2 protein-coding genes and 1 pseudogene are annotated in these 2,780 nt (G+C 58.7%); 2 read left to right on the forward strand and 1 reads right to left on the reverse strand.

The window, feature by feature from the left end; all coding sequences use genetic code 11:
* The first annotated feature begins 267 nt into the window (after positions 1-267).
* Positions 268-1,254 (forward strand): glycosyltransferase family 2 protein, encoded by a 987-nt coding sequence (locus CQ13_RS10070; protein WP_057842757.1) that lies wholly within the window; start codon positions 268-270, stop codon positions 1,252-1,254.
* Between the two features lie 30 nt (positions 1,255-1,284).
* Positions 1,285-1,622: pseudogene (locus tag CQ13_RS44335) on the forward strand (IS66 family transposase); the annotation flags it as partial.
* Positions 1,623-1,839: 217 nt separating this feature from the next.
* Here the strand turns inward: CQ13_RS44335 and CQ13_RS10075 are convergent.
* Positions 1,840-2,780, reverse strand: a 941-nt coding sequence (locus CQ13_RS10075) for an IS5 family transposase (protein ID WP_057842758.1), incomplete at its 5' end; no start/stop codon positions are given.

The following is a 2,780-nucleotide window of genomic DNA, read 5'->3' on the forward strand; positions in this document are numbered from 1 at the left end:
CCGCCATCCTGCCATGATACAGCTCCTCGTTTCGCCGACCGCAAACGAGGAATCCGCCAACAGCCCATCCGTTCCACCAATTCAGCCTGCTCCATCAGCGAGGTTTCATGGAATCGGTCGTCTAGTTGGTCGCATAGGAAGCACTGCATCGAAAGGAGAATGACGAATAATGAAGACGATATGCGGCCAAACAGTCTTGAATGGTGTACAGCTGCGACAAATACTCGATTCGCTTCTATATATACGGCGCATTGACGGGAGATAGCTTTGGGTGGAAATGTCATCAACAACGGGAGCCGGCTAAGGCAAAGCCGACCAAAGTCTGTCTCTATTGTGGTACCGTGCTATGATGAAAAGGACGGCATCCCCGAGCTCATTAGAAGGTGTCAGAAGAGCGCATCCGATGTAGCCGGCGATGACCATGAAATTGTGCTTGTGGATGACGGTTCTGCTGATGGAACATGGCAGGCAATCTCATTAGAGGTCGAGCGCCGGCGGAATATCGTCGGCATCAGACTGTCGCGGAATTTCGGAAAAGAAGTTGCGCTAACCGCAGGCCTATCAGCTGCCACCGGCGAGTTGGTTCTGGTTATCGACGCGGATTTGCAGGACGCTCCGGAATTGCTTTCGCCCATGGTAGAGGTCATGAAGCGCGAAGGCGCAGACGTCGTATACGGCCAGAGGAGGACACGCGCTGGCGAGAGCTGGTTTAAAACGAAGTCAGCAAACATCTTTTATCTCTTGCTCAAACATGCGAGCAGCCTTTCGATTCCTGCCGACTCGGCCGATTTCAAGTTGATGACGAGCCGAGTCGTTAAACTTATAGCGCAGATGCCCGAGCGGGATAGGTTCATACGAGGAATGGTGGCCTCCGTGGGCTTCAAGCAGGTAGCTTTTTTGTATGACAGGGATCAGAGAATTTCCGGCCAAACGAAATATCCAGTGTCAAAGCTAATTCGTCTTGCGATCGATGCCTTCCTCGCCTTTTCGCCGATCTTATTGCGCCTATCACCGGCGAGCGCAGCCTTGCTGGTAGTGGCGATCGTCGCGGTCTCCGTCTACTCACTGTACTGTTGGCTTTATCTTGAAGTGGTTCCCGGGTGGAGCAGCTTGATGATTTCGTTTTTGGTCGTGTCGTTCCTCGAACTTGCCTCGCTGAGCATTATCAGCGAATATATTGGTCGCATCTATTTTGGAACGAAGAACAGGCCGCTTTTTATCGTTGATGAGATCAAACGCAGCGCTGAGTTGTGAGGGAACTACATCCAACCGCTGACGTTCGAAGAGCTGGGAGCCGACGCGACAGAAGACGAACTAGCAGCGGAACGGATTGTGGCCAAGACGACGATTGGCGCGGATTTACGCGCAAACGCGCCGAGCGCCAACCTTCGCCGAGCATCTTCCACGCGAGCGGGTGGTAATCGATCCGCCGAGGGCGATTGCTGCGGTGGCAACCGTCTGCGTAAGCTCGGCGAAGGCGTGACGAGGACACTGGAAGTGGTGCCGCGCCCGTTGCGAGGTGACCGAGACGGCGCGGACCGGCGCCGTTCCATGCCGCCCGCGGTTGGGCCGGCCCGAGCCGGTTGGCCATGATCATGTTCGACAAGTTCGGACAACATCGTGTGTCGCGAACATACCAACAGTGATGGAGGGCGGATCGCTTCGCTCAAGAGAGTGTCCGACCGCTATCTGGAACCCTTTGGAACCGCTGTTTCCGCCCCGAACTCGTACGGTGTATCGGCCGCGACTCTCGGAGTCGATCGATGCGGTTCGGGCAGCGAGCCAACGATGTTGGCGCTATGACCGGGTGCTTGATAGTCGTCCGTGAAGAACGTCGATTCAGAGCGGATTGAACAAAGGCGGTGGGAAGAGAGCACTCGGGATTTCGCGCAAGAGATTCATGAGCCATCGGATGAGGCGGCGGAAGTTGTAGCCGGCGGCGGCGAGGACGGCGTTGGCGGCGTCGCCGTGGCGGAACCAGAGATAGTTGCGGCCCATGCGGTGCTCGGCCTTGAGATGGCCGATGACGGGCTCGACGGCGGCCCTGCGGCGCAGTTCGCGCTTGATCCTGGGCGTCACCCCTCGCTTCTGGCCGGAGATGAAGACCCTGAACCTGTAATCGGGCGGCGCGTTGTGGCCGCGGTATCCCTTGTCTCCGAGGAGGCGCGCGATGATGTTGCCGATCAGCGCCTCCATGTCCGGGATCACGGTGGCCAGCGTGTGACCGTCATAGGGATTGCCGGGCAACGCCTTCACATGGGTGACGAACTGGCCGCCCCTGGCATGGCCGAGCGTGGTGGCGACGGAGACTTTGACGCCGAACTCGTAAGGCCGATGGGCCTTGCCCTTGCCGATGCATTCGACCTCCGGCGCGTGCAGGGAATAGACCTTCGGCCCGCGCTGATGCTGCCTCTGCTCGCGCACGCGCCGCGCCAGCGCCAGCAGCCTTGTGAACGCCGCTTCGAGCCCGCCGTTACCTTCGATCTTGCGGCCGACATCGCGGATGACGCGGCCGAGATAGGTGCGCAGCTTCTTGAGCGCCCGGTTGGCGCGCTTGAACTGCTTGGCGTGGGCATAGCGCTGGTGCTGGATCAGGGCGAACTTGCCCACCCGCGCATAGGATTGGCGCAACGGCACCGCGTGAAGCTTCGCCAGCCGCACCAGCTTCTCGCGCGCCCGGTTCAGAAGCTTTGCATCGGTGGGGAACGTCACGTTCTTGGGCTGAACCGTGGTGTGTGCGCCATGACGGCGCGAAGAAGGAGGTTGAGTATGTAGACCAT

The sequence above is a fragment of the Bradyrhizobium retamae genome (assembly GCF_001440415.1).
GTDB lineage: Bacteria > Pseudomonadota > Alphaproteobacteria > Rhizobiales > Xanthobacteraceae > Bradyrhizobium > Bradyrhizobium retamae.